Origin of the sequence: Aeromonas sp. 603607, from assembly GCF_049171595.1 — a bacterium.
Classification (GTDB): Bacteria; Pseudomonadota; Gammaproteobacteria; order Enterobacterales; family Aeromonadaceae; genus Aeromonas; species Aeromonas veronii.
In genome coordinates this window covers 198,141-223,064 of sequence record NZ_JAAKOV010000004.1, presented here as the reverse complement: position 1 = coordinate 223,064, position 24,924 = coordinate 198,141, and the positions used below count along the sequence as shown (strand labels likewise).

18 protein-coding genes are annotated in these 24,924 nt (G+C 60.3%); 14 read left to right on the top strand and 4 right to left on the bottom strand.

The features are described 5' to 3' along the window. Positions 1–112 precede the first annotated feature (112 nt). Genes recC through G5315_RS06475 form a run of 4 tightly spaced genes read left to right on the top strand, consistent with a single transcriptional unit; the run spans position 113 to position 10,726 of the window. Positions 113–3,466 (top strand): exodeoxyribonuclease V subunit gamma, encoded by a 3,354-nt coding sequence (recC, locus tag G5315_RS06490; RefSeq protein WP_421332760.1) that lies wholly within the window; start codon positions 113–115, stop codon positions 3,464–3,466. Further along, positions 3,466–7,074, top strand: coding sequence for an exodeoxyribonuclease V subunit beta (recB, locus tag G5315_RS06485; protein ID WP_421332759.1), 3,609 nt, complete (start codon positions 3,466–3,468; stop codon positions 7,072–7,074). Before recC ends, recB begins: the two co-directional genes overlap by 1 nt. Further along, positions 7,071–9,134, top strand: coding sequence for an exodeoxyribonuclease V subunit alpha (gene recD / locus G5315_RS06480; RefSeq protein WP_421332758.1), 2,064 nt, complete (start codon positions 7,071–7,073; stop codon positions 9,132–9,134). Before recB ends, recD begins: the two co-directional genes overlap by 4 nt. A 26-nt stretch (positions 9,135–9,160) precedes the next feature. Beyond that, on the top strand, positions 9,161–10,726 hold the full coding sequence (locus tag G5315_RS06475) for a hypothetical protein (protein ID WP_421332757.1): 1,566 nt from the start codon (positions 9,161–9,163) through the stop codon (positions 10,724–10,726). A gap of 237 nt (positions 10,727–10,963) precedes the next feature. Here G5315_RS06475 and G5315_RS06470 read toward each other — a convergent pair whose 3' ends face one another. Next, positions 10,964–11,362 (bottom strand): VOC family protein, encoded by a 399-nt coding sequence (locus G5315_RS06470; RefSeq protein WP_227341566.1) that lies wholly within the window; start codon positions 11,360–11,362, stop codon positions 10,964–10,966. A gap of 75 nt (positions 11,363–11,437) precedes the next feature. Between G5315_RS06470 and G5315_RS06465 the strand changes: the two genes are divergently transcribed. Next, positions 11,438–12,334, top strand: coding sequence for a helix-turn-helix transcriptional regulator (locus tag G5315_RS06465; protein ID WP_227341565.1), 897 nt, complete (start codon positions 11,438–11,440; stop codon positions 12,332–12,334). A 190-nt stretch (positions 12,335–12,524) separates the two neighbouring features. Further along, complete coding sequence (locus tag G5315_RS06460) at positions 12,525–13,523, top strand: sensor domain-containing diguanylate cyclase (RefSeq protein ID WP_421332756.1); 999 nt, start codon at positions 12,525–12,527, stop codon at positions 13,521–13,523. 87 nt (positions 13,524–13,610) lie between these two features. Here G5315_RS06460 and G5315_RS06455 read toward each other — a convergent pair whose 3' ends face one another. After that, on the bottom strand, positions 13,611–14,237 hold the full coding sequence (locus tag G5315_RS06455; protein WP_129503096.1) for a porin family protein: 627 nt from the start codon (positions 14,235–14,237) through the stop codon (positions 13,611–13,613). A gap of 1,276 nt (positions 14,238–15,513) precedes the next feature. Here G5315_RS06455 and G5315_RS06450 point away from each other — a divergent pair. Next, complete coding sequence (locus tag G5315_RS06450; RefSeq protein WP_005336490.1) at positions 15,514–16,278, top strand: helix-turn-helix domain-containing protein; 765 nt, start codon at positions 15,514–15,516, stop codon at positions 16,276–16,278. A 40-nt stretch (positions 16,279–16,318) separates the two neighbouring features. Here G5315_RS06450 and G5315_RS06445 read toward each other — a convergent pair whose 3' ends face one another. Beyond that, a complete protein-coding gene (locus G5315_RS06445) occupies positions 16,319–17,083 on the bottom strand; it encodes a UTRA domain-containing protein (RefSeq protein WP_404977186.1) in 765 nt (254 codons plus the stop codon). 264 nt (positions 17,084–17,347) lie between these two features. On the opposite strand from G5315_RS06445, the gene G5315_RS06440 reads away from it, so the two are divergent. The 6 genes from G5315_RS06440 to G5315_RS06415 are packed head-to-tail and all read left to right on the top strand — an operon-like array spanning position 17,348 to position 22,612. Continuing rightward, the gene (locus G5315_RS06440) at positions 17,348–18,394 is read left to right on the top strand and encodes an ABC transporter substrate-binding protein (RefSeq protein WP_204381692.1); all 1,047 of its coding nucleotides are present in this window, start codon (positions 17,348–17,350) and stop codon (positions 18,392–18,394) included. Positions 18,395–18,403: 9 nt separating this feature from the next. After that, positions 18,404–19,237, top strand: coding sequence for an alkaline phosphatase family protein (locus G5315_RS06435; RefSeq protein WP_421332755.1), 834 nt, complete (start codon positions 18,404–18,406; stop codon positions 19,235–19,237). Further along, complete coding sequence (locus G5315_RS06430; protein WP_421332754.1) at positions 19,237–20,136, top strand: ABC transporter permease; 900 nt, start codon at positions 19,237–19,239, stop codon at positions 20,134–20,136. The genes G5315_RS06435 and G5315_RS06430 overlap by 1 nt, the downstream gene beginning before the upstream one ends. Continuing rightward, a complete protein-coding gene (locus G5315_RS06425; protein WP_204380513.1) occupies positions 20,129–20,905 on the top strand; it encodes an ABC transporter permease in 777 nt (258 codons plus the stop codon). Before G5315_RS06430 ends, G5315_RS06425 begins: the two co-directional genes overlap by 8 nt. Positions 20,906–20,911: 6 nt before the next feature. After that, complete coding sequence (locus G5315_RS06420; protein WP_421332753.1) at positions 20,912–21,919, top strand: ABC transporter ATP-binding protein; 1,008 nt, start codon at positions 20,912–20,914, stop codon at positions 21,917–21,919. A gap of 39 nt (positions 21,920–21,958) precedes the next feature. Further along, the gene (locus G5315_RS06415) at positions 21,959–22,612 is read left to right on the top strand and encodes an HAD family hydrolase (protein ID WP_201907707.1); all 654 of its coding nucleotides are present in this window, start codon (positions 21,959–21,961) and stop codon (positions 22,610–22,612) included. A gap of 98 nt (positions 22,613–22,710) precedes the next feature. On the opposite strand, the gene G5315_RS06410 is transcribed toward G5315_RS06415, so the two are convergent. Continuing rightward, entirely contained in the window at positions 22,711–24,351 is a 1,641-nt protein-coding gene (locus G5315_RS06410) for a sensor domain-containing diguanylate cyclase (RefSeq protein ID WP_421254510.1), read from the bottom strand. Between the two features lie 83 nt (positions 24,352–24,434). On the opposite strand from G5315_RS06410, the gene G5315_RS06405 reads away from it, so the two are divergent. Further along, positions 24,435–24,875 (top strand): DUF2214 family protein, encoded by a 441-nt coding sequence (locus G5315_RS06405; protein ID WP_421205725.1) that lies wholly within the window; start codon positions 24,435–24,437, stop codon positions 24,873–24,875. Positions 24,876–24,924 lie beyond the last annotated feature (49 nt).

Sequence of the window (24,924 nt, the reverse complement as noted above, 5' to 3'; positions counted from 1 at the left end):
AAGTGCCTTTTGCATCTTATCCCCCGATCCCCGACAATTCCCTCTCTTGTGAAGTGACGGAAATGGCTCGCCTTTTCCCTCGCCCCCTCTCATCCACAGGCGGGAATTGCTCATGTTTACCCTCTACCACTCCAATCAGCTGGATCTGCTCAAAGAGCTGCTGGTGAGCCGCATCCGGCAGGCCCCCCTCTCTCACCCCTTCGATCGGGAGCAGATCTTGGTGCAGAGTCCGGGCATGGCCCAGTGGCTCAAGCTGGAGCTAGCCAAAGCGTTTGGCATTGCCGCCAATATCGACTTTCCGCTGCCCGCCAGCTTTATCTGGGAGATGTTCACCCGGGTGCTGGCAGATGTGCCGCGCCAGAGCCCCTACAACAAGGGATCCATGAGCTGGCAACTGATGACCATTATGCCTGCCTTGCTGGATCGCCCCGCCTTTGCCCCGCTCGCCGCCTATCTGGGCGGTGGAGAGGACGAGGATCCCGCCCAGGATCCCGAGCAGGTGCGGCTGTGGCAGCTCTGCCAGAAGGTGGCGGATCTGTTTGACCAGTATCTGGTCTACCGGCCGGACTGGATCGCCCGCTGGGAAGAGGGGGAAGGATTGAGTCAGGAGCTGGCCGGGGTGAGCGGTCAGGATTGGCAGCCCGAGCTGTGGCGCGAGCTGGTGGCCCGCACCCTGGCGCTCTCTCCGAGCGGCTACCACCGCGCCAACCTCTACGAGGAGTTTATCCACGAGCTGGTGCGCACCGCCGATCTGCCGGGCAAGCTGCCGCAACGGGTCTTCGTGTTCGGCATCTCGGCGCTGCCGCCGCGCTATGTGGAGGCGCTGCTGGCCCTCGGTAGCCGACCGGAGGTGGAGGTGCACCTGTTCGTCACCAACCCCTGCCGTTACTACTGGGGGGATCTGCTGGATCGCAAGACCCTGGCTCGGCTGGAGAACAAGCTCAAACCTGGTACCGACATCGAGACATTGCAAGGCCCCGCCAACCCGCTGCTCGCCTCCATGGGCAAGCTGGGGCGCGACTACCTGCATCAGCTGATGGAGCTGGAGGTGCCGCAAATCGAGGCTTTCGTCGATATCGACGAAGTGGATGGCAAGGGCAATGTCAGCCTGCTGCGCGCCATCCAGAAGGATGTGCTGGAGCTGGCAGAACGGGGCGCCGGTCAGTTCGATCTCGACAGCAGCCATCACAAGAGCCCGATCGATCCGGCGGATGGATCCTTGCAGATCCACGCCTGCCATGGCCCGATGCGCGAACTCGAGGTGCTGCACGACCGGCTGCTGGCGCTGTTCGAGCAGGACCCGACCCTCACCCCGAAAGATGTGGTGGTGATGATGCCGGATGTGAACAGCTACGGCCCTTATATTCAGGCGGTGTTTGGTGCTCGGGGCCAGATCCCGTTTGCGGTCTCGGATCGGGCGGCGAGTCAGGAGAGCCCCCTGCTGCAAAGCTTCCTCGCCCTGCTCAGGCTGCCCAATGCCCGCTTCGGAGCAGGCGAGCTGCTCGCCATTCTCGAGGTGCCCGCCGTGCTGCGCCGTTTCGAATTGGATGACGACGAGTTCAACCAGCTGCGGGTCTGGGTGCAGGAGACCGGCATCCGCTGGGGGTTGGATGACGGTTACCCAGTCCGTTTCGATCTGCCGCCCATGTCCGGCAACAGCTGGCTGTTCGGCCTGCGCCGCATGCTGCTCGGTTTTGCCATGGGCGACGGTGAGCCGGTGGCGGGCATTCTGCCTTACGCCGATATCGAGGGTCAGCAGGGGCTGGCACTTGGCAAGCTCGCCTGGTTTGTCGACTCGCTGGCCGAGTTTTTGCCCCGCCTGCAACAGGCGCAGCCGCTGGCCGAGTGGAACGCCTGCCTGCTGGCGCTGCTGGAGCGCTTCTATCTGGCCGACGAGGATGAAGAGCGTCAACTCCAGCTGATTCGCAGCCAGCTGGTCGAGTGGCAGACCCGGCTCGGCGAGGCCCGTTTCGAGCAGCCCATTACCGCCGACTTGTTGCAGGATTACCTCGGCAGCGTGCTGGGGGAGTCCCGCTCCAGCCAGCGCTTCCTCGCCGGTCAGGTCAACTTCTGCACCCTGATGCCGATGCGCTCCATCCCCTTCAAGCAGGTCTGTCTGCTCGGCATGAACGATGGCGTCTACCCGCGCACCCTGGCCCCCATGGGGTTCGACCTGATGGCGGTAGCGTCGCGGCGTGGGGATCGCTCCCGTCGCGATGATGACCGCTACCTCTTCCTCGAGGCGCTGCTCAGCGCCCAGCAGGGGCTCTATATCAGCTATCAGGGCTTCAGCGCGCAGGACAACAGCGACAAGGTGCCGTCGGTGCTGCTGGCGGAGCTGATCGACTATGTGCGGCAGGGCTTTGTGCTGGCGGGGGATGAGGATCTCGATGACGAAACCTCCGGCAAGCGGCTGCTCAACCACCTGATGGTGGCGCACCCGCTCACCCCCTACAGCCGCAACTACTTCTATCCGGAGCCTGGTTCACGCCTCTTTACCTATGCCGCCGACTGGTTGCCCGCCCTCAATCCGGTGCGCGGCGCGGCCAACTTCCAGAGCGGCGAGCTGCCTTTGCCCCCCGAATGGGGCAAGGAGCAGGGGCTGGAGCTGGCGGAGCTGCTGCGCTTCTATCGCCAGCCCACCAAATATTTCCTCAACCGTCGCCTCAAGGTGTGGTTTGAGCTGAACGAAGCCAACATCGAGGACAGCGAGCCGTTCGAGCTGGATGGCCTGCAACATTATCAGCTGAAAGATCTGCTGCTCGATGCCCATCTGGCGGAAGGTGAAAGTACCGAGCGTCGCGAGCGGTTGCAGCTCACCGGCCTGCTGCCGCAAGGGTGGTTCGGCAGCCTGCTGCTGGACGATCTGGATGCCGAGATGGGCAAGCTGGCGGATCGGCTGCGGCCATGGGTTGCGGCCAATGAGTCAGAAAAACAGGCGGTGGAGATCGATATCTCCCTCACTCAGGGCCAGCTGCAAGGGTGGATCGACACTCAGAAGGGGCGCTTGCTGGTGGTCAAACCCGGCAGCTTCAACGGCAAGGATCTGCTGCTGGGCTGGATCCAGCACCTCTGCCTCTCATTGAGTGGCACCCCCGGCGACACCCTGTTGTTCGATGCCAAACAGAGTCTGCGACTGCCTGTACTCGCTGCCGATGAGGCGCGCCCCAAGCTGGCGGCGCTGGTGGCGTGCTGGGCGCAGGGGATGAAGCGGCCGCTGCCCTTCTTCCCCAACACCGCCTGGGATTGGCTCAAGGCGATCGAGAAGGATCCCGACAAGCCGGAGGCGGCCGACAAGGCGGCTCTCACCCGTTTCAACGGCGGCTGGATGATCAACGGGGAGGGGCAAGACGTTTACGTCGCCCGCTGCTTCCCCGAACTCGATGACGAGGTGCTGGGGCAGTTGCAGGCGCTGGCCCGCGAACACCTGACCCCGCTGCTCAAGACCCTGGAGGAGCTGAAATAATGGCTAACCCGCTCAATACATTGCGTTTTCCCCTCCATGGTGAACGACTGATCGAAGCCTCCGCCGGTACCGGCAAGACCTACACCATCGCCGGTCTCTACCTGCGCCTGCTGCTGGGCCACGGCCCCATGATCGGTGAGGGCGCCGATGCCGGTCAGCCGAGCGCCCACGAGCGGCCGCTCTCGGTGACCGAAATTCTGGTGGTGACCTTTACCGAGGCGGCCACCGCCGAGCTGCGCGGGCGGATCCGCGGTCGCATTCACGAGGCGCGCCTCGCCTTTATGCGCGGCCATAGCAATGATGCCCTGCTGGCCCAACTGCTGGCAGAGGTGGGGGATCACGAGCTGGCGGCCCGCCGCCTGCTGGCTGCCGAGCGGCAGATGGACGAGGCGGCGGTCTTCACCATCCACGGCTTCTGCCAGCGGATGCTGAAACAGAACGCCTTCGAGTCGGGCGCCCTCTTTGAAACCGAATTTCTCACCGACGACAGCCAGCTCAGGCTGCAGGCGGTGAGCGACTACTGGCGATCCGAGTTCTATCCGGTGGATAAAGCCCTCGCCAGCGCCGTGCGCGCGCTCTGGCCAAGCCCCGCGGCCCTGCTGCGGGAGATGGGCAGCTGGCTCGACAACAGCGAGCTGGAGATCCACCCCGTGCTGGGGGATGAGACCCTCGCCGCCCGCCATCAGGCGGCCATGAGTCGCATCGCGGCGGTGAAGAGCGAATGGCTGGCGCAAGGGGACGAGATCCGCCGCCAGACCGACGGCCAGATCAGCCGCTACACCGGCAAGAACTACGAAGGGTGGCTTGCCAAGATAGCCGACTGGGCGCAGGAGGAGAGCAGTGGTTACGCCATTCCCAAGGAGCTGGAGCGTTTCGGCCAGACGGTGCTGGAGGAGAACCTCAAGAAGGGGGGCGCCGTGCCGACCCTGCCGCTGTTCAGCCAAATCGATGAGCTGCTGGCGAGCCGCCCCGGCATTCGGGATCTCATCCTGCAACGGGCAGCCAAGGTGGTGCGCAGCCGGATGCAGGCCAGCAAGCGGCAGGCTCATCAGCTCTCGTTCGATGACCTGCTCAAAGATCTCGACGGGGCGCTCGGCTCCAGCCTTGGCGAGCGGCTCTGCGAGCGCATTCGCGCCACCTACCGGGTGGCGATGATCGACGAATTTCAGGATACCGACCCTCAGCAGTACCGCATCTTCCATCGGCTCTACGGCGGCCACACAGACACGGCGCTCTTGATGATCGGTGACCCCAAGCAGGCCATCTACGGCTTTCGCGGCGCCGACATCTTTACCTACATTCAGGCGCGGCGAAATGTGAGCGCCCACTACACCCTCGGGCGCAACTGGCGTTCCAGCAGTGCATTGGTGGGGGCGGTCAACGGCCTGTTCGAGCGGGCCAAGGATCCCTTTATCTACGAGGCGGATATCCCCTTCCTGCCGGTGGAGGCGCAGGGCAAGAGCAAGGCGCTGCTGCTCGATGGTGTCACCGCGCCGGTGCTCCACTGCTGGCAGCTGACCGGCCAGCCCACCTTCAATCGGGGGGATTACCAGAGCAAGATGGCCCGCGCCACCGCTGCCGAGATCCACCGCCTGCTGACGCTGGCCCGCGAGGGCAAGGCGCTCATCGGCGACAAAGCGGTGAAGGCCGGGGATATCGCCGTGCTGGTGCGCACCGGCGCCGAGGGCAAGCTGGTGCAGCAGGAGCTGGCGCGACTCGCCATCGCCTCCGTTTACCTGTCGAACCGCGAGAGTGTGCTGGAGCAGGTGGAGGCGCGGGAGATCTTGCTGATTTTGCACGCCTGCCAGAACCCGAGCGATGAGCGCAGCCTGCGGGCGGCGCTGGCGACCGGCCTGTTTGATCTCGATGCCAAGGCGCTCGATGGGCTGGCCAGCGACGAGCGGGCGTGGGAGAGCGCGGTGCAGGAGTTTATGGAGTACCGCAAGATCTGGCACCGCCGCGGCGTGCTGGCCATGCTGCGGGCCCTGCTGCATCGACGCAATCTCGCCTCTTCGCTTTTGGCGAGCCCCTATGGCGAGCGGCGGCTGACCAACTTCCTCCATCTTGGCGAGTTGCTGCAACAGGTGAGCAGCGAGCTGGACGGGGAATATGCCCTGCTGCGCTGGCTGGGGGAGGCGGTGAGTCGCCCCAACGGGCAGGATGCGGAGCAGGTACTACGGCTCGAATCCGAGCGGAAATTGGTGCAGATCGTCACCATCCACAAATCCAAGGGGCTGGAGTATCCGCTGGTGTTCCTGCCCTTTATCTGCAGCCACAGAACCGCCGAGACCCCGCTCTATCACGAGGCGGACGAGTCGGGCAATCGCACCATTCTCGATCTGACCGGCGCCGAGGGATCCCTGGCGGAAGCCGACCGCGAGCGCCTTGCCGAAGATTTGCGGCTGCTCTATGTGGCGCTGACCCGGGGCGTCTACGCCACCTGGCTGGGGCTGGCACCGGTGCGGGCGGGGGCGGGCAAGTCGGAGAAGACCGATCTGCACCACACCGCCATCGGCTACCTGCTGCAAAAGGGCGAGGAGGGGGATGCGCAGACGCTGGCGACCGCGCTGACCGAGCTGGCACAGGCGCTGCCCGGGGTGGCCGTCGGTGAGCCCTCGCTCACCCGTCCGGCCCCGCTGCCGCCAGAGGAGGAGCAGCTGGGCGAGCCGCAGGTGCGCCACTTTAGCGGTTCCCTTGAGCGGGACTGGTGGATCAGCTCCTACTCCGGGCTGGCGGCGCAGGGTCATGGTCACAGCAAAGGCGTGCTGGCCAATCCCGGTTTCGATGACGAGGTAGTGACCGAGGCGGCCGCGCTGGCTTCCGAGCAACCGGAGGAGGCTCCCCAGCCCTCCATCTTCACCTTCCCGAAAGGGGTGCGCCCCGGCACCTTGCTGCACAGCCTGTTCGAGACCATCGACTTTCAAAGCGCCGCGGGCGAGCCGCTGGCAGAGCATATCGCCAGTCTGTTGCTGCAAGACGGCTTCGACGAGAGCTGGGCCCAAGTGCTGCAACAGCAGGTGGAGGCGGTGCTCGATACCCCGCTCGATACCGGCTTTGGCGAGCCGGTACGGCTGCGGGATCTGGCCCCCGAGCGCAAGCAGGTAGAGCTGGAGTTCTTCCTGCCCATGGGGCGTGTGACGGCACCGGCGCTGACCGCGCTCTGCCAGCAGCACGACCCGCTGTCGCGGGGCAACAAGCCGCTCAGCTTTGCCACCGTGCAGGGGATGCTCAAGGGCTTTATCGATCTGGTGTTCGAGTGGCAGGGGCGCTGGTATCTGCTCGACTACAAATCGAACCACCTCGGCATGAGCCCCGCCGATTACAGCCGTCCGGCGCTGGAGCGGGCGATGGCCGAGCACCGCTACGACCTGCAATACCAGCTCTACTCGCTGGCGCTGCACCGGCTGCTCACTTTGCGCCTGCCGGGCTACGACTTCGAACAGCACTTTGGCGGGGTTTTCTATCTGTTCCTGCGTGGCATGCCGCAGGGGGGCATTTTCCATACCCGCCCCAGCCGTGAACTGGTGCTGGGGCTGGATAAGTTGTTTCGCGAAGGCAGTGAGCTGCCAGCAGCGGGATCCCAAGCATTTAACGAGGTAGAGGCATGAGCGGCACCATGATCAGCACCGCGACCAGCGCAATGATGGTTGAACGGCTCAAAACACTGGCGCTGGCTGGCCGTATCCGCCAGCTGGATCTGCAATTTGCCAGGCTGGTGGCCGACCTTGGCGGTAGCCCCGAACTGGTGCTGGGGGCGGCGCTCGCCTGCTTCGAGCTGGGGCGCGGCCATGTCTGTCTGCCGCTTGAAATGTTGACAGCCGGATCACTGCGCCCGTTCGGTCTGGATCCCCAGCAGAGCCGGGATCTGCTGGGGGATCTGGCGGATCCTGCAAGCTGGCCCGCCCTGTTTGCGGCAAGCCCGCTCGTTGGCACCGAACAGGATGAGGGCAACGCCCCGCGCTGGCCGCTGCGGCTCTGGCACGGGCGGCTCTACCTCACCCGCTACCACGATTTTGAACTGGGGGTGGCCCGCCATCTGCGCGCCCTGAGCGAGCGAGCCGAATGGCCGGAGATTGCCCCGGCCCTGTCGCGGCTGTTTGCCCGCGATTACGGGCTGGTGTTCGCGGCTCTGCTCAAAGCCCGCCTCGCTCCCGACTTCTCGGCCCGCCACTTTATCGAGAAGTATCTCGATCTGGTGTTCCCGAACGAGGTGGATTGGCCCGCCATCGAAGGGCTGCTGGCCAGTGCCCAGGCGGCGAGCGACTTGAGCAAGCTGGATGCGCTGGTGTCCGAGGCGCTCTGCTGCAATGGCCAGAAGCTGGCGGCGGCCACCGCAGCGGCACGCCCCTTTGCGGTGATCTCCGGCGGCCCCGGCACCGGCAAGACCACCACGGTGGCCAAACTGCTCGCCATTCTGGTGGAGACCGGGCTGCAAGCAGGCAAGGCCCCGGCGATCCGGCTGGTGGCACCCACCGGCAAGGCGGCGGCGCGCCTCACAGAGAGTATCGGCTCTGCCCTGCAGGCCCTCGATCTGCCCCCCGAGTGGGTGGAGGCGATCCCCACCGAAGCGGGCACCCTGCACCGGTTGCTCGGGGTCATTCCGGGGCGCAGCCAGTTCCGCCACCACGCGGGCAACCCGCTGCACCTCGACCTGCTGGTGGTGGATGAGGCCTCCATGGTCGACCTGCCGATGATGGCGCGCCTGCTCGATGCGCTGCCGAGCCACGCCCGCCTGATCCTGCTCGGTGACAAGGATCAGCTCGCCTCGGTGGAGGCGGGGGCCGTGCTCGGCGATATCTGCAGCTTTATCGAACAGGGCATCAGCCCGGCGCAGGCGGATTGGCTCTCCCGCCAGACCGGCTACCGCTTACAGGGCTTGCCCGCGGGGGCGCCGGTGCGCGACAGCCTCTGTTTGCTGGCCAAGAGCTGGCGCTTTGATCAATATTCGGGCATCGGCCAGCTGGCGCGCGCCTGCAATAGCGGCGATGCCACGGCGGTGGAATCAGTCTGGGGCGCAGGATTCGCCGATATCAGCCTGCACCCCTGGGCCGGGGAGGCCTACGACGCCCTGATTGCCCAGGGGGTGGCCGGTTACGGCAGCTATCTGAAGGCGGCCCGCGCGGGGGAAGAGCCCGCCGCCGTATTCAAGGCATTCAACAGCTTCCAGATCCTCTGCGCTTTGCGCGATGGCCCGTTCGGGGTGCAGGGGCTAAACGAGCGGCTCGAACTGGCCCTGTCACGGGCTGGCCTGATTGCCCGCGACGGCGACTGGTATGCCGGTCGCCCTGTGATGGTGGTGCGCAACGACCACGGGGTCGGCCTCTACAACGGCGATATGGGGCTCTGCCTGCCCGATGAAACTGGCCGGTTAAAGGTATGGTTTGAGCAGCCGGATGGCACCCTGCGCGCCCTGCTGCCAAGCCGGTTGCCGCCCCATGAGACGGTCTATGCCATGACCATCCACAAATCCCAGGGTTCCGAGTTTGCCCATACCGTGCTGGTGCTGCCCGACAGCCCCAGCCCGCTGTTGACCCGCGAGCTGGTCTATACCGGCATCACCCGCGCCAAGGCCCGCCTCGATCTCTACGGCGATCGCGCCCTGCTGGCCCAAGCGGTGCGGAAAAAGACCGAGCGTTATTCTGGATTGGCGGAGAGGTTGGGGGAGTGATTGATGAAACTTAAAAGAGTTTATTTGTGAAAAATATTTTTCTTTCATTTATAGGTATTCGAGGGTGGGACATGGAAAAATTAGACAAGTCATATTTTGATAAAGAGAAGGAATTTATTTGGCAAAGGTTGTCTGAGCTAACTCAAGAGCTGAACGGGAAAGCCAACTCGGAAGAATTGAAAGCTCTTGAAATGAGTGTGCCCGAAAGTTTAAAAGATGCGGCGCAATCATCTAGAAAAACGTCCGAGTATAGAAATAAAGCTCAGAAAGCCAAGGATGAGGCGGAGCAGGCCAAGAGTATTATTGATACTTTCAAGTCAGATTCAGAGTCTGCCTATGAACGTATTAGTGAGATTGATAGTTCTTCAGAACTAATCAATGTCAAACTTCAAACGTTACTAGCTAATGCTGATTCTAAGTATGAAGATTTAGTTACTGCATATGATGAGTCCACTGCGGCTATTGGGAAAATAAAAGCAATAACTCAAGAGCATGAAGCACTTGTTGAAACGGTTAACTATATTCATGACTATAAAGCTGAGTGCGACTCAAATCATGGCAAGATAAAAAACCTGTTATCCCAATCAGCAGCATTGAAAAGAGAGATTGATAATGTTCATGATGAGATATTTGGGTATGAAAGTACGGATGCTGGTAGTGAAACGACAACTAGGGTTGAAGGGCTCCGTGACAAATTAGCTAAGACATATAAAGAACTGCGTGCTGATTTGTCTACATTATCAGCTGATATTGAAGAGCATAAGTCGAAAACAAGTGTATTTTTAAAAGAGTTAAAGTCTGATGCTGAATTAAAGTATGACGAATATGTTACTAACTGCAATGAATCTTATGAGGATGTATTGCAACGAATTAGGAAGCTATTGCCACAGGCAATGACTGCGGGACTTGCATCTGCATACAATGATAAGATAGAGACAGAGATAGCAGAGCAAAATAAACATGAAACGTCCTTCAACAAGGCAATACTTTATCTTTTCCTTATATCGCTTCTTCCTTTTGCAGTAAACGCTTATAGATTGTTTTCTAGTGAGGATGACCTAGTTACGATTATAAAGGATACGCCGTATTTGCTAAGTGCAATGTTACCATTGTATATTCCTGTTTTATGGTTGGCATATACAACAAACAAGAGTTATAAATTATCTAAGAGACTTATTGAGGAATATACTCATAAAGGTGTTGTAAGTAAGACCTTTGAAGGGTTATCTCACCAGATTGATGAACTGGAGGACAAGGCTATATCTGAGGAGCTCAGGGTTAAACTTCTCTTTAACATCGTATCTGTAAATACAGAAAACCCAGGAAAGTTGATTTCAAATTATGATAAATCAGACCATCCACTTATGGATGCGCTTGATAAAAGCGCGCAACTTGCTGACGCAGTGACAAAACTTTCTAAGATCCCGGGTTTCTCTGCTCTTGCTAAGAAACTAGATGAAAAGGCGAATCAGATTGTTGCAGATAAAGCCGATAAAATTAATTCTGTTCTTGACTCTGGCGTAGATGGCGGTGGAAAAGAAGATGCAAAAAATATTGCATCGAAAGATTCACGTCCAGATCAGGCTGCATAATGGCATCTCGTATGTTGGGCTTCGCAGGCTCAGCACCAAACTACCGATCGTGTAGGTTGTGGCGAGCGTAGCGAAGCCCAACGTTTACCGCGAAATCTCTTTTTCCTTTCCCTTATCCCCAGCCCTTCTCCTCCTTTTTTAATAAATGGGAGAAGGGAGCAATGCCGTTACCGCTGTCCGATTACGCTTCGCTAATCGAACTTACGAGAGGGCCAGAGTGAGGGGAGCATTCAGGTATTAGATGGTCAGCTCCAGCCGGTTGCCTTCCGGGTCGAGGAAGGTGCTCTCGTAATAGCCGTCGCCGGTCCAGCGGGGGCCGTCCAGGTGTTTCACCTCGGCGCCCTTGAGCAGCTTGAGGCGGGCGGTCATCTTGTCCACTTCCTCCACGCTGCCGAGGGAGAAGGCGAGGTGGGCCAGCCCCTGCAACGGGTGTGGCAGAGTGAGATCTGCCGGAAACAGTATGGGGGTGTGCATCAGCTCCAGGCTGGCGCCCCCTTCGAAACGCACGAAGTAAGAGCTGAACTGTTTGCTCGGGTTGTGATAGCGCTCATTGGCCTGCCCGCCAAACAGGTTGCAGTAGAATGCCTTGAGTGCCTCCAGATCCTGCGCCCAGATGGCGACGTGATGGATATGCATGGCTGGTCTCCTGTGACTCGATGCCCTTAATGCTATGCTGGGGCCTGTCCCTTCGACATGGCTGAGCCCGTCCTGATGATGTCTGAAACTGCCAACACCGAGATTATCGATGTCTCCCCCGACTGCCGCGAGCAGATCTGCTGTGACAGCTTGCTGCCGGCCCTCGCACAGGAGCAGGTGTGGCTGGCGGGTTATTCCCGTCTCAAGACCCGCTACCGCATCGCGCGCCGCTTTGCCGATATGCACTGTTTTCTGCTGACCCTGGGCGGTGAGGGGGAGGTGCAGGTGGGCGATCGCCGCGAGCGGTTGCAGGCCGGGGAGTGGGCGCTGATCCCAGCCGGGGAGCCACTCTGCTATCAGTTGAGTGAGCCGTTGAACCAGCAGGTGAATAAGGGGAGTGAGTGGGAGCTGGTGTGGCTGCTGCTGCACAAGGATTCCCCCTGGGATGCCTTCGCCAGCCACCCCCGGCTCGGTTGTACCTCCCAGCAGGCTACCGTGCTGCGCACGCTCGAGAACCTCTATGCGGAGCAGGAGCGCCATCAGGACCCGCTGCTCAGCGCCCTGCTGGTTGAGCAGCTCGGCTTTTACCTGCGCCGTCTGTTGCAAAAGGGGGAGGGGCAGCGGCGTGGCGAGCGGCTGGCGCTGCGCCTCGAATTGCTGCTCAAAGAGGCGCTGACCGAGCCGTGGGACATAGCGCGCATGGCTGGCGCCCTGCATCTCTCCGAGCGCCAGCTCTACCGGCTCTGCCAGCAGCACTTCGCGCTGGCGCCCATGGCGCTGCTGCAACGGCTGCGGCTGCAGCGGGCGGCGCTCTTGCTGGCCAGCCGGGCCGACCCGGTGAAGCTGCTGGCCGAGCAGTGCGGCTTCAAGAACGAGTACCACTTCTCCACCGCCTTCAAACGCCAGCATGGCCTGGCGCCCAGCCACTATCGCAACCTGCATCATCCTGCCTTTAAAACCGGACAAGGGTGAAATATTGAGCCACACTGGTTGCTAATGTTATTCAGACGAACCCGATGGCGGCCGATAACCGGAACAAGTAGTGGCGGTTTTCATCGATCAACGGATAGCGGACTGTGCAGCCGTCTGCCGCTATCATTTCTCAACATCAGGCTGGAATGCCCCGCGCCCCAGCGGGGCGGCAATACAAGGATGGTCTCCCATGCTGCAGGACAGCGACACGATCAGGATCTCGGATGTCAGCGAAGCCGTGGTACATGGCATTCTCGAGGTGATCAGCGATGGCATCTGGGACTGGAATGCCAACACCGGTTTCGTCTATCGCAACCCGGGCTGGTACCGGATGCTGGGTTACGAGCCTCACTCCCTCGGCAATACCGTCTTCACCTGGGAGAACGTGATCCACCCCGACGATCTGGCGGCTGTGATGGCGAAGTTCGATCTCTGTCTGAGCGGCTGTGCCCATGAGTATCGCGCCGAGTACCGTTGCCGCTGCCGGGATGGCAGTTACCTCTGGATTGAGGATTGCGGCCGCATCATTGAGCGCAATCCCGACGGGTCTGTGGCGCGGATGATCGGCGCCCATCGCGATATCCACGCCAGCAAGTTGTTGCTGGAGCAGCTGGAGCGGCGCAATCAGTCGCTGGAGCAGCAGGTTGCCGAGCGCACCGCCGAGCTGGTGCGACTCAACGAGGCGCTGCAACAGAAAGCTGAGGAGAACCGTCTGCTGGCAGAGACCGATGCCCTGACTGGCGCCGCCAGCCGGTATCGGCTGGAGCGGGCGTTGCAGCTGGAGTGCGAGCGGGCGCGCCGCTTCCATCAGCCGTTTACGGTGATCGCCATGGATGTGGACAACTTCAAGCAGATCAACGACAGCTATGGCCACAACGCCGGGGATCAGACCCTGATCAACATAGTGGCACTGGTGCGCCGCCATATCCGCGAGATCGATCTGCTGGCCCGCTGGGGCGGTGATGAGTTTATGGTGTTGTTGCCCAACACCGGCCGCGAGGATGCGCTGGTGGTGGCGAGCAAGTTTCAGGCATTGATGGCGAGCGAGCCCATCTGCCCCCATGCGCCCGCTACCATGAGCTTCGGGCTGGCGGAGTATCAGCAGGATGAGCAGAAGGAGAGCCTGATGGTGCGCGCAGATCGGGCGCTCTATCAGGCCAAGCAGCTGGGTAAAGACCAGATCTGCTAACGCGCAGGGCTCGGAAAGAAGAGCAGTAAAAAGGGCCGCAGGTTTGAAACCTGCGGCCCTTTTGCATTGTTACTGACGCGGCGCGACTTAGAAGTGGTAGCGCAGACCCAGCTTGAAGGTATCCAGAGAGTAGTGCTCGTCACCCAGGCTCAGGGCGTCGAACTGGCGCTCGTAACCGATACCGGCAGAGAAGTGGTCGTTGAAGGCGTAGTCCAGACCTACTTCCAGATTGGGGTGTACCTTGCTCTTGGTTGCGCTCTTGCTTCCCTGACCGCTGAAACCGAGGAGAGTGGCGTTGCCGACAACTTCCACTTCGGTGCGGGTGTAGGCGATACCCGGTTTGGCATAGGCGCTGAAGCCCCAGGCCAGCGGCTGGCTCAGCTTGGCGGCCAGGCTGATGCTGCGGGTTTCGATGGTGGTGTCGGCAAAGCCGGTTGCAATCGGGGAGGTCACCCAGACCAGCTGATCCATCTGTTGGGCGTGCAGGCCACCTTCAACGGCTAGCCAGGGTTTGAAGCTGTAACCCACGATCAGGCTGCCGCCGTCGAGTTGGTCATCGATGAGCTTGGCGTCATAGGCGTCTTTGGCTGCACCATCGAGATCCATCTTGGAGGTGGTCAGATCCAGACCTGCATACCAGCCTTCGGCATGGGCGCCGCCATTCATGGCCAGAGCAAGCAGGGAGAAAGCGGCAATTTTATTAAACTTGTTCATGGATAAATAACCTTGTGTTGCGTGAACTGCGTGTGATTTATATTGCTCAATCCATGAAGCTTTTTATATTTCCGTCATTGCTCTGCTTTCACAGAGGGGCCGCAGTATAGTCAGCGAATTTCTGAATAACAAGAGAGTAATTTCCCCATTCTTCTAAATATGACTGGCTGCAAGCAGGGGCATTTTGTTTAATAAATGGTGTTATTAGAGTTTTAGCTTTATTGAGGTTTAAATAATTAACTGGTGAGGCAAATGACAGGCTGAGAGTTCGGTTTTGGTTCTATGTGATTGATTTGTATCGGCATTAAATTTTCATTCGAGCGTAGCCGTGATGAGTTGTCTAAAAATTGGCATCTCAGATGTCACTGATTGGCATCAGGTTCTTTTCGATGATTTTTTGAACGTATCACAAGGTGAAACCGTGAGAAAAAAATCTATCTTTTTGCCTGTTTTTTGCACTTTTTGAGGTTTGGGATTGTTCCCATTGTGACTTTTGGTGGTCTTTTGAGGCTGTTTATGCGTAGGCCATGTTGCCCACCAGATGAGTGGGTGGGTTCTTATGGGTGGCTTTTCTCTTTACCCGATAGCAGTTGTTGGGGTGGGCATGTGGTGTGATAAGCAGATATGGGTCGTGCGGCCTGATTAATTTTGTTTGCTTATATACACAAGCCATTTAAAAGATAGGTTTTTGGAGTTTTAAATAACTTTATTATATTCGTTTTTATATTTAACGAAGCTTTCCAAGCAAGCCATTTAAATATATTGAATGGCAATGAAACGCTATTGATGATCGTTTAGGATACCTTGCCAGAGAGGTCGTAGTGGCTGGCGCATCAGTGGGCGGCGGGTGGCCGGTGACACTTCCCCTTGCCGGGGCCCTTGACCTGACCTGCGAATTCAGGGAAAAGAAAAGGGCGGTGCTATCAGCGCCGCCCAATGCCAGGAAAGAGAAAAAACCTTACGGTTTAAAAGATAAAAATTTGGAAGCAAACAATCGATTTCTCAACCAGGAAGGGTCTTGAATTCGATACGTTTCGATTATGCGCGATGTTCTATGCAGCACTAGCAAAATGTTTGCGGGTTGAAAGATATGCACTGTCTGGTGTCAGATTTTGCGACCTCATCGTTCAACTGGTCTGTCCTGATGGGCGTTATAGGCGATTTTTTCTCTAGGCTGTTTTTTCGGTGTCAATATCTGAGCCTTGAAGGTAAAAACAGGTCAGAAGCTGACTCGGCATAACCATGCAATGAAAGTGCGATAACAAGGAAGAGTGGCATGACCTACAGCCAGACCCTGGCCAACAATATTCTCGACACCCTGAAGAAGACTCTGACCGACAAGGGGATCCGCTATCAGACCCTGGCAGAAGCCATGGGTGTCTCCATCGCGACCGTGAAACGGATGATGAACAAGCCCTCGCTGCCGTTCGATACTCTGCTGGAGATCTGCCATCTGGTGGGGCTCTCGTTCGAGGAGTTGCTGGATCGCACTCAGGACGCCCAGAGCCGCCGCGCCGTCTTCACTCAGGAGCAGGACGAGGCGTTTCACAACGAGCCGGGGCTCTACGCCTTTCTCGCCAATATCTTCTGGCGCGACAAGACGCTGATCGATCTCAAGCGGGAGTACGGCCTGACCGATGCCTCCTGCTACCTTTATCTGCGCAAGCTGGAGAAGCTCGGCATTTTGCAGCTCGGTATCGACAACAGTTACCACTTCCTGATCAGTGAGCGGATCAGCTTCGAGCAGCACAGCCGTTTCGCCCGCCAGCAGGCGCGGCAGGCAATGTCGGTACTGGGGGAGTATCTGGTGGAGAACATGCACAAGTCGAACAACTATATGGCGCTCTGCCAGCTGCACCTCAACGAGGGGGAGGCGATGGCGCTGATCGACCGGATGAAGGAGTACTGGCATCAGGAGATCAAGCTCAACCGCCCCGCCATCGGTCAGCAGGAGCACGCCAAGACCTACACCATGTCGCTGCAACTGGCCGATTGCGGTTACCAGAGCTTCGACGACATGATCCCCAATATCGACAACTGATCCCGGCGGATCCTGCGGGATCCGCTCTGTTGGCTGGAGTCTAATCGGCGACCCGGGTTTGTTGCAGCTTGCCTGCGATCGGTTGCAGCGCCCGGGTATCCAGACAAATGCGGATGGCATCCGGCCGCCAGTGCTCGATATCGCAATCCACCAGACCGCCTCGCTCGTCGTAGTTGACCCGCACCAGCCGCAGCACCGCGCTCCCCTCCGCCAGATTGAGGGCGCGGGCGATGGCGCCGCGCGCCGCCGAGGGAGTGATCTCGAGACTCGCCCCACCCTGGCCTATGCCATAGCGCTGCTGATAGAGCTCGGTGAGGGAGCTGGCCAGCGGCGCACTGGCGATATCGGGAAAGCGGCTGGCCAGCAGATGGTGGCTGACATGCAGCACCGGGCGGCCGTCGATCAGGCGCTGGCGGCGGATCTCGTAGAGCGGTGTGAAGGGATCCAGCCCCATCCAGCGGCAGAGCTCACTGCTGGCGAGCTCGCTACCGTGGGCCAGCACCCGGGTTTCGGCGGTACGCTGCTGCTCGCCGATCCACTGGTGAAAGTGGGTGTGGATGGCGGGATCGTAGGTGAGGCGGGGTGGTGCCACAAACCAGCCGCGCCGCTCGGCACGGTAGATAAGGCCGTCCGCTTCGAGGCTGGAGAGCGCCTCCTTGATGGTGATGCGGGTGGTGGCAAAACGCTCGCTCAGGGCCCGTTCGGCGGGCAACTGCTGCCCGGCTCCCAATTGGCCGCTGCCGATATAGCGGCGCAGGGTCTGGCAAATCTGTTCGCACTTGGAGGAGGAGCGGCCATCGGCCATGCTCTGTTCGTTCACTCTCTGCTCGCTCAATCTCGGCTCGGTCACACTCTTGTCCCTGTTGCTTATTCAGAAGGCGGGTGGCTGGCCAATCCCTTACAGGAATAGTCCAGCCTCACTCGGGTTCAGAGTTGTAACTGCTGTGGATGACAGCGCCATGACAGGCTGATTGTCATCAAACTGCCATTAAAGCGCCCCGCCACCGTCACAATTCCCCTCTAGCATCCCACTCGAACCTTAACTGACCTAGTCCAGAGGGATGGGATGATGAAAAGCGTGATCGCAAGTGCACTGGCCATGGTGGCCATCAGCCAACCACTGTTTGCAGCCGAAAATATCGCGGATCTCGAAAAGGCCGCCCGTGGCGAAGGCCAGCTCCACAGCATCGGCATGCCCGACAGCTGGGCCAACTGGAAGGATACCTGGCAGCAGCTGGGCAGCATCTACGGCATCAAGCATCAGGATACCGACATGAGCTCGGCGCAGGAGATCGCCAAGTTCGCCGCCGAGAAGGCCAATGCCACCGCCGATATCGGCGACGTGGGCGGCGCCTTCGGTCCGGTTGCGGTCAAGCAGGGGGTCACCCAGCCCTACAAACCCTCCACCTGGGCTGATATTCCCAACTGGGCCAAGGACGCCGACGGTCACTGGATGCTGGCCTATACCGGCACCATCGCCTTCCTGATCAACAAGGATCTGGTCAAGGCAGCCCCCACCAGCTGGCAATCCCTGCTGGGTGGCGACTACAAGGTGACCCTGGGTGATGTGGGCGTTGCCTCGCAGGCCAACAACGGCGTGCTGGCGGCGGCCTATGCCACCGGCGGCAGCGAGAAGAATCTGAAACCTGCACTGGAGCTGTTCGGTCAGCTGGCCAAACAGGGCCGCCTGTCGCTGAACGATCCCACCATCGCCAACATCGAGAAGGGCGAGGTGGAAGTGGGTGTGCTGTGGGATTTCAACGCATTGAACTACCGCGACCAGATCGACCCCAAGAAGTTTGATGTGGTGATCCCGAGTGACGGCTCCGTCATCGCCGGTTACACCACCATCATCAACAAGTGGGCCAAGAACCCCAACGCCGCCAAACTGGCCCGTGAATACATCCTCTCCGATGCCGGTCAAATCAACCTGGCCCGCGGCTACGCCCGCCCGATCCGCAGCAACGTGACTCTGCCGGATGATGTGAAGGCCAAGCTGCTGCCAGCCGAGCAGTACGCCAATGCCAAGCCGGTGCAGGATCACGCCGCCTGGGAGCAGAGCTCCAAAGCCCTGCCGCGCCAGTGGCAAGAAACCGTCATGATCAACATGCAGTAAGGGAATCCAGTGCAACACAAGGTGATAGTGGTACTTGTGGATGGTCTGGCAGCCGAGGTAGCCCACACCATGGGTTACCTCGGTGGCATGGTGGAGGCGGGGCGGGGCCTGCATACGACCCTGAATGCTGCCCTGCCGTCTCTCTCCCGGCCCCTCTACGAGTGCATCCTGACCGGCGTGCCGCCGGTGGTGAGCGGCATCACCCACAACGGGGTGAGTCGCCTCAGTCTGCATGACTCCATCTTCCATCTGGCCCGCGCCGCGGGCAAACGCACCGCAGCGGCGGCCTATTACTGGGTGAGCGAACTCTACAACCGCAGCCCCTGGCTGGCGGCCCGTGATCGCTTTACTCACGACGAGCAGTTGCCGATCCAGCACGGCTGCTTCTACTGGGATGACAACTATCCCGACAGCCATCTGCTGATGGATGGCGAGTGGCTGCGCAGCCAGTACGATCCCGATTTTCTGCTGATCCACCCGATGGGGGTGGACGATGCGGGCCACAAGTTTGGCTTCGACTCCCGCCAGTACCGCAATCAGGCGCGCCGCATGGACAGCCTGCTGGCCGACCTGCTGCCCCAGTGGCTGGCGGAGGGGTATCAGGTGGTGGTCACCTCGGATCACGGCATGAACAACGACCTGAGCCACGGCGGCACCCTGCCTGAAGAGCGCACCGTGCCGCTCTGGCTGTTTGGCGATGCCTTTATCGAACGCTGGCCGGATGGGGTGGTGATCGCCCAGACCCAGCTCTGCGCCCTGATGGCCGACCTGCTGGGCATCCCCCACGACAAGCCGGCAGCGCCACCGCTGCTCAAGGCGGCCTTTATGCGCGAGGTGCACTGATGATGCCTGCCACCACCGAGATTCTCGTGGATCAACCCGTGGCAACCAAGCGCAAGGTGCGCCGCCACTGGCTGCCCGCGCTGGTATTGCTGCCGTTTATCCTCTTGATGATCCTGTTCCAGCTTGCCCCCATGGTGTGGGTGCTGGTGGGCAGTTTCCAGACCCCCGATGGCTGGGGCATCGACTACTACCGGGAGATTTTGAGCTCCCCCTTCTACCTGCAATCGTTCGGCAACTCGCTGCGCATCGCCGGTATCGCCAGCCTGGCGGGGCTGGCTATCGGTACCCTCGGGGCGGCGGCGCTGCGCCACAGCGGCGAGCGAGTCAAGCGGCTGCTGCTGGCTTTCATCACCATGACCGGCAACTTCAGCGGGGTGCCGCTGGCGTTCGCCTTTATCATCATTCTCGGCATCAACGGTGCAGTGACCCTGCTGCTGAAATCCTGGGGATTGATCGACGGCTTCAACCTCTACTCGGGCACCGGCCTCATCCTCATCTACACCTACTTCCAGGTCCCCCTTGCCCTGCTGCTGCTCTACCCGGCGTTCGATGCGCTGCAGGATGAGTGGCCGCAAGCGGCCGCGCTGCTCGGCGCGAGTAAGGGGCAATATGTGTGGCACGTGGCGCTGCCGGTGCTGACGCCTGCGCTGCTCGGCACCCTGATCATCCTGTTTGCCAACGCGGTGGGTGCCTATGCCTCTGCCTACGCCCTCACTACTGGAAACTTCAATCTGGTGACCATCCGGGTGGCGAGTCTGGTCTCCGGCGACATCTTTCTCGAGCCCAATATGGCGGCGGCGCTGGCAGTGATCCTGATGGTGCTGCTGGGGGTAGTGACGGCCGCCAACCAGTGGTTGCTGAAAAAGAGCTATGTGAACAAGGGGCAATCCCATGCATGATTTGACGCCGCGCTGGCCAAAGTGGGTGCTGGGTGGGCTGGTCGCCACCCTGCTGCTGCCGCTGCTGGCCACGTTTCTCTACTCCATCTCTACCCGCTGGGGGGCGACCCTGCTGCCGGATGGCTTCACCCTCGACTGGTATCTCAAGCTGTGGGGCGATCCGCGCTTTCTGGCGGCTTTTGGCCGAAGTCTCCTGGTCTGTGTCGCCACCCTGATGCTGGGGACCCTGGTGCTGGTACCGACCGTGCTGGTGGTGGCCTACTACTTCCCAAAGCTGGATCCCTGGATGAACCTGCTGATCCTGCTCCCCTTCGCGGTGCCACCTGTGGTCTCGTCGGTGGGGCTGCTGCAGATCTACGCCGATGGTGTTCTGCCCATTATCGGCACGCCGTGGATCCTGATCGGCACCTGGTTCACCGTGGTGCTCCCCTTCATGTACCGAGCGCTGGCCAACAGCCTGCAAGGGGTGCCGCTCAGGGATTTGATGGATGCCGCCCATCTGCTGGGGGCCAGTAGTCGGCGCGCCTTTCTGTTGGTGGTGATCCCCTGCCTGCGCAAGGGATTGCTGGCGGCGCTGTTTCTCTCGCTCTCCTTCCTGCTCGGCGAGTTCGTGTTTGCCAACATGCTGGTGGGCACCCGTTACGAGACCCTGCAGGTCTACCTCTACAACATGCGCGCCACTTCTGGCCATTTCACCAGTGCGCTGGTGATGAGCTACTTCCTGCTGACTCTGCTGCTCACCTGGGCAGCCAACAGATTTCATCGGTGATCCAAGATGTTTCATTTAGAAGTCAATCAGTTGCACAAATCCTACGGCGATACGCCGGTGTTCGAGGGGATCGAATTCGGCATTCGCAAGGGGGAGCTGGTTACCCTGCTCGGCCCCTCTGGCTGCGGCAAGTCCACCCTGCTGCGGGCGCTGGCCGGGCTCACTCCGGTGGATGGCGGTCAGGTGCGGGTGGCCGGTGAGGAGATCACCTGGCAGGAACCCCAGAAGCGCGGCATCGGCATGGTGTTCCAGAGTTATGCGCTGTTCCCCAACATGACGGTGTGGGACAACGTCGCCTTCGGCCTCAAAATGAAACCCCAGCCGGGACGGGATCTCGCCGCCAGCGTGCAGGAGGCGCTGGCGCTGGTGGAGCTGACCGGTTTCGAGCGCCGCTATCCTGCCGAGCTCTCCGGTGGCCAGCGCCAGCGGGTGGCGCTGGCCCGGGCGTTGGTGGTTCAGCCGCGGATCCTGCTGCTGGACGAGCCGCTCTCGGCGCTGGATGCCCGCATCCGCCGCAGCCTGCGCCAGCAGATCCGCGAGATCCAGCAGCGCCTTGAGCTCACCACCATCTTCGTGACCCACGATCAGGAGGAGGCGCTCACCATGTCGGATCGGATCTTCCTGATGAACAAGGGCTCCATCGTCCAGAGCGGCACGCCGGAGGAGATCTATACCCGCCCCGCCAGCGAGTTTGTGGCGAGCTTTATCGGCAACTACAACCTGCTTGGCGCAGAGCAGGGCAAGTCGCTGTTCGGCCCCCGTTTTCAGGGCAAGCTGGCGCTGCGGCCTGAGTCCATTATCCTGCTGCCCGCAGGGGCGGCCAGCAGCGAACCCAGCCTGCCCGGCATCGTTCGTCAGCAACAGCTGCTCGGCAACGTGATCCGTTATCAGGTGGAGTGCGAGGCGGGGCTGTTGACGGTGGATTGCCTCAACCGCTCGGCTGGCGATCTGCTGGCCACCGGCAGTGCCGTGACTCTGGCGGTGGCCCGGGATCAACTCTGTGAGGTAGCATGAGGCCGCATTTCATTTCTATTTTCACTGCGAGGAGCGCCCATGGCACTGGCACTGTTTGATCTGGACGAGACCCTGATTGCGGGGGATTCCGCCAGCCTCTGGCTGGAGTACATGGTGGCCGAGGAGCTGGCGCCCGCCAGCATGATCGCGGAGGAGCAGGCCATGATGTCCCTCTACCATCAGGGCAAGATGGACATGCACCAGTACATGGCCTTCACCCTGCAACCGCTGGCGGGCAAGACGCGCCAGTGGCTCGACTCGCTCTCTACCCGCTTTGCCGAGCAGGTGCTGCGCGAGCGCCTCTACCCCGAGGGGTTGGCGCGTATCGAATGGCATCGGGAGCGGGGCGACGATCTGGTGCTCATCTCCGCCTCCGGCGAGCATCTGGTGGCCCCCATGGCGAAGATGCTGGGGATGGATCACTGCGTCGCCATTCTGCTCGATGAGGAGGAGGGGATGCTGACCGGCCAGACCCGCGGCACCCTCAGTTTTCGCGAGGGCAAGGTGGCCCGCATCAACCAGCTCTTTGCCGGCAGGGACCACCTCTGGCAGGGGAGCTTTGGCTACAGCGACTCCCACAACGATCTGCCCATGCTGCGGGCGGTGAGCCATCCCCATGCGGTCAATCCTGCCCCCGCGCTGCGTCAGCAGGCCGAGGAGCTGGGCTGGCCGGTGTGGGAGTGGCTGCGCTGAGTCGCGTGCTCAAACAGGCTTAAAGCACGGCAAGAATAGCGACATAAACAACTGAGAGAGGCAGTTGCCTCTCCCTTGTCTCCTTCCCCCGGTTGTGCTCACCCCCCCTCCTGCCGGGGGGGCCGCCGGGTAGAATCAAGGTTAGGGGAAGGATCCTCTTCCGTCACGTCGCAGGTGCGACGCTGGGGGAAGCAGATGCGATTTTTCCCCTCCCGCTTGGCCTGATAAACCCCGCTGTCGGCCAGTTCTATCAGCTCCTTGGTCGAGAGCCCGGAGTGGCTCAAGGCCACCCCGCCGCTGAGGGTAATGGTCAGTTCCGGCTCTCGCCACTCCAGTTGAGTGACCGCAAGTCTGAAGCTCTCCAGCAGCGAGGTGGCCTCACTCATTTGCATCTCCAGGCGCAAGATCAGCACCAGCTCCTCGCCACCGTAACGACAGAGCCAGCCCCACTGGTCAAACATTTTCATGCCCAGCTTGCTCACCCGTTTGAGCACTATATCCCCTGTTTGGTGGCCAAAGGTGTCGTTGACCTGTTTGAAGTTATCGAGATCGAACATCACTACTAGGAAGGGGGCACCGCTGCTGAGCTGTCTCTGCAGGCACTCGTCGAAGAAGCGGCGGTTGTAGAGACCGGTGAGTTTGTCCTGATTGGCTTGCTGGCGGATCTGGGCAAAGTCCTGACTGGCGGCATCCATCTCTTCATAGACCTTGGCCAGCTCCAGCATGCGGCTGCCATGATAGGCAGTCCCGCCAGAGCGGCTGGTGCGGATCAGCAGGGTAATCTCCCCCAGCATGCGGCGGAAGTAGCGGGCCCAAAGCAGGGCTAGCAGCAGATAGAAAAAGCAGGCAACGGCAATCATCAGCTGCACGTTGATGGAGACGCTGTCGATCACCTGCTGCATGCTGGCGGTGGGCTCGACACTGAGCAGGAACCAGCGCTGCTCGGGGACACGGTAGTAGGAGACCATCATGCCGCTGGCATTATCGAGGAAGAAACCTTGCGGCTGTTGCATGTGTGCCAGCCATTCAGGGTGGGTGAGCGGTTTGAATACCTGTTCGCGATCCGGGTGAGCCAGCACCAGCCCGTCATGGTTGATCAGGATCTGATAGCCCTTGCCCAGATGATGGCTCTGTTCATGCCGGTTGTTGAGCCAGTTGGCGAGCGGGGTGAGCTGGGTATCGAGGGAGAGCACCCCCACTCGCTTGCCGTCAGGGTCTTGAATTACCCGAGCCAGCGCCATGGTGAGGGTACCCAGAGTGTAGTCGTAATAGGGATCGGTCCAGACGATCCGGTTCGGGTGGCTGGCTGCCAGCAGATACCAGGGGCGAGTTCTGGGATCGAACTTCTCGTCCGCCTGCCAGGTGGGGTGGATCAGCATCTGGCGATGCTCGGTTCCTACATAGACGTAGTCGAGCTCCATCACCTCGTGATAGGCCTGCCACTGTTGCAGGTAGCGCTCGCCGTTAAGGATCTCTGGGCCGCTGAAATCCTGATAATTTACCTGCTGATAAATAAGCGTAAACTGGCGTTTGAGGGTCTCCAGATAGGGTTCGAGCAGGGTATGGAGATATTGGGTGTTGCGGGCAATCAGGTTTTGTTGCTGCTCGAGGCGCAGGGTACGTTCCATATGCAGGTAGTAGATGCTGCCGAGCAACACTACGGGAATAAAGAGCAGGAGGAGGCCCAGCCGCATGCGGGTGATTAAAGACCAAGTGTGCTTGGGCTTGGCGGGGGACATGCACAGATCCTTTTCAGCTCGGGTGTCACCAGCATATATGATGCCGTCCTGCCCGTCTAAAGGCAGAAAATGAGATCCGTTCAATGCTGAACCCCACGTTGCTCCTGATGGCTCACTACGGCGGCATCATGCTGTTGATCCTGGCGCTCTGTGTCGAGTATCTGATCTTTCGTCGCGGCCTGAATATGTTGCGGGTGCACCGTCTGCTGCTGGCAGATGGGGTGGCGGCGCTGGCGCTCTTCTCCATCTTTGCCAGCGGTTGCCTGCTGGCCCTCGAACACGCCAGCTCGGTGGCGCAGCTCTTTGCTCATCCTGCCCACGGTCTCAAAGTGGGGTTGTTTCTGCTGATTGTCGGCTCCCTCGACTATCCCAGTCGCCTCTTCTATCGCTGGCGTCGTGCCCTGCGTCTGGGCAAGGCGCCGATGATCTCGATCCAGCAGTACTTCCGGGTGGTCTGGATCCTGCGGGGCAATCTGGTAATGGTCGCCCTGCTGGCCGTGCTGACAAAACAGCTATCGCTCTAAAGACAAGAGGGTAGGGAGGCAGGTATCTTGGATTGGATAACCCGTCACG